Below are 2,812 nucleotides of genomic sequence, written 5' to 3' on the forward strand. Positions count from 1 at the left end.
GGGGCGGGCGGTACGCCGAGAGCTGCGCCCAAGGCCAAGCCCGTGAGGATGTGCGCGCTATCCCTCAACCCCACGCGGGTCACCGCGCCGGCCGGTTTTTAATGGTGGCGGCTGAACCACTCTGGCGTGAAAGCCTCGCTGACCGCTCTCGACTTCGCCGCCCTCCTCAGGGAGGGGCTCGCCACGGTGGAGGGGCTTAGGCTGCAGAAGGCGTGGTGGGTGGGGGGTGGCCTAGCGCTCCGCTTGCGGGAGCCGATGGCTGGGGAGAGGGTGCTGGTGCTCAACCCCTCGATCGGGGTCTACGAGACGAGGTTCGAGCTGCCCAGGGGGGAGCTGCCGGCGCAGCTTGCCGCAGCCCTGAGGGGCTTGAGGGGGATGAGGCTGGAGTGCGTCAGGCAGCTGAACATGGACCGCGCCGCCTCGCTGACCTTCGAGAGGGGCGAGCGGAGGGTGGAGCTGGTGGTCGAGTGGGTTCGGGAGGGGAACGTACTGGTCGTGGAGGGCGGCCGGATCGCGGCCGCTCTGAGGCAGCGGGAGATGAGGGACCGGAGGGTAATTATAGGCGAGGTCTACCAACCGCCTCCCCCGAGGGGCTTGGACCCCCTCTCCCTCACCCACCTCGACGCCGCCCCTCCCCCGAGGCCGGGCCTCACGGCGGCTGCGCACCTCTCGCGGCTCGTCAACGCGCCCGGCGAAGTGGTGGCGGAGGCTCTGCACCGGGCTGGCTTGAACCCCCTTGAGGACGCGGCGAGGCTGGGCCCGGATAGGCTGTGGAGGGCGATGAGGGAGCTGGCGGGCATCTACCTGAGGGTCTTGAGGGGCGAGCTCGAGCCCCGCGTCGCGCTCAGGGAGGGGGAGGCTGTAGCCGCCTACCCGATCGAGCTCGAGCACCTGGCCGAACCCCTCGAGCCCGCGGGGAGCTTCGCGGAGGCCGTGGATAGGGTCTTCACACCGAGGCTCCTCCAGCAGCCCGAGCCCCGGGTGGGCGGGGCTGCGGAGGCGGAGCGGTTGGCGCGCGAGTTCGCGGAGAGGGCTGCGCTGCTCCGGAGGGCTGGGGAGAGGCTCATGGCGGACTCCGCGCGCATCGAGGGCATCCTGGAGGCCTTCAGGAGTCTCAGGTCGAGCCTGCGCTGGGATCTGGTGGCCGCGGAGCTCAGGTCGAAGTACCCGGAGGTCGTCGACGCTGACCCGGCGAGGGGGAGGGTGAAGCTGCTGGTCGAGGGGGTGGAGGTGGAGCTGGACGCTGCCCTGAGCGCCGCCCGCAACGCCTCCCTCCTCTTCGATAGGGCGAAGGAGCTGGAGCGGAAAGCCGAGAGGGCCGCTGAGGTGGCGGCCGAGATCAAGCCGAGGATCCAGCAGCCGGTGCTGAAGCTGAGGAGGGAGAGGAGGTGGTACGAGAGCTTCCACCACTTCACCTCGAGCGAGGGGTTCCTCGTGATCGGCGGGAGGGATGCGAGCCAGAACGAGGCGATCGTGAGGAAGTACCTGGAGCCCCGGGACATCTTCCTGCACGCCGACATCCACGGGGGCCCAGCGGTGGTGGTGAAGAGCGGGGGCAAGCAGGTCGGCGAGGCCACGCTCAGGGAGGCTGCGCAGCTCGCGGCCTCCTACTCGAGGGCGTGGGAGCTCGGCCTAGCCTCGGTGGACGTCTACTGGGTGGTCGGCGAGCAGGTCTCGAAGAAGGCGCCCGCCGGGGAGTACCTGGGGACCGGGGCCTTCATGGTCTACGGGAGGAGGAACTACATCCGCGGCGTCAAGCTGGAGCTGGCCGTTGGGGTGAGGGTTTCTGACGGCAGCTACGACCTGCTCGCCGGCCCCCCCTCGGCCCTCGAGCGGGAGTGCGAGGCCCTGGTCGTCCTGGAGCCGGGCAGGGTGCCGAGGGAGGAGGCTGCAGGGAAGATCGCTGAGCAGCTGTCCAGCGCGCTCCGCGCGAAGGGGCTCCGCGCGCGCATCCCCCGGCACGCAGTGCTGCAGCTGCTCCCGCGGGGCGGCTTCTATATAGCCAGGGTGAGGGGGAGCGTTGATGGCCGCCCGCCGGTTCTTTGAGCCCATTTACGATGTGGAGTCGGGGGACCTGCTGAGGGCTGCGGAGGCCCTGGTGAGCACAAGGGGGCTCGTGGCAAGGGTGCCGGGGGGAGTGGTGACGCTGGACACCCTCATCGCGGTGGCGGCCTCCGAGGGGCTCCACCGGGCCAAGCCTGAAAAAGCGGTCGCGGATCTCCCGATCATCGGGGGCAGGGTGGGCGCGGCGAGGGCGCTCTCGCACTACGTGGCTCGCGGCTGCAAGTACGCTCTAACTCAGAGGGGCGCTTTGACCCCGAGATCCGTCTACGCGGCCATCGAGCTCCACCCAGCTGAAGTCGCCGCCCGGGCGACTCCGCCGGCGGTTGCGGCGCCCAACACCACGCTCAGGGGCGCGCTGATCCGCATGAGGGAGCGCGGCTCCATCTGCGCCTTCATCGTCAGGGCGGGGAGGCTCAAGGGGGTTGTGGACGCTTGGACGGCCCTCGGGGAGGCGGTTAGGAGGGGTGAGGAGGGGTTGGAGGCCTCGTGCAGCAGCTTCGCCTCCACCGATGCTCTGGTTGGCGCGCTCGACGAGCTGGCTGAGCCGCTCGCCGAGTACGGCTTCGCGGCCGCCTTGGTGGCCGGCCGCCCGCTCCTGATCGACGACGTTTCCCTCCACAGGGCCCTCGTGGCGAGCGCCGAGTTGTGGCTGCAGAGGGTGCGGTGACTTGGAGCGCTACGAGTTCGTCGTCGACGCGATGCTGGGCGACCTGGCGAAGTGGCTCCGCATACTCGGGAGGAGCACGTT

General features: G+C 70.2%; 2 protein-coding genes. Both read left to right on the forward strand.

The window, feature by feature from the left end:
• Nucleotides 1–126 precede the first annotated feature (126 nt).
• Entirely contained in the window at nucleotides 127–2,046 is a 1,920-nt protein-coding gene (gene rqcH, locus QXF46_09620) for a ribosome rescue protein RqcH (GenBank protein ID MEM0227120.1), read from the forward strand.
• On the forward strand, nucleotides 2,024–2,731 hold the full coding sequence (locus QXF46_09625; protein ID MEM0227121.1) for a hypothetical protein: 708 nt from the start codon (nucleotides 2,024–2,026) through the stop codon (nucleotides 2,729–2,731). Before rqcH ends, QXF46_09625 begins: the two co-directional genes overlap by 23 nt.
• The last annotated feature ends 81 nt before the right edge of the window (nucleotides 2,732–2,812 follow it).

The sequence above is a fragment of the Thermofilaceae archaeon genome (assembly GCA_038731975.1).
Lineage (GTDB): Archaea > Thermoproteota > Thermoprotei > Thermofilales > Thermofilaceae > JANXEW01.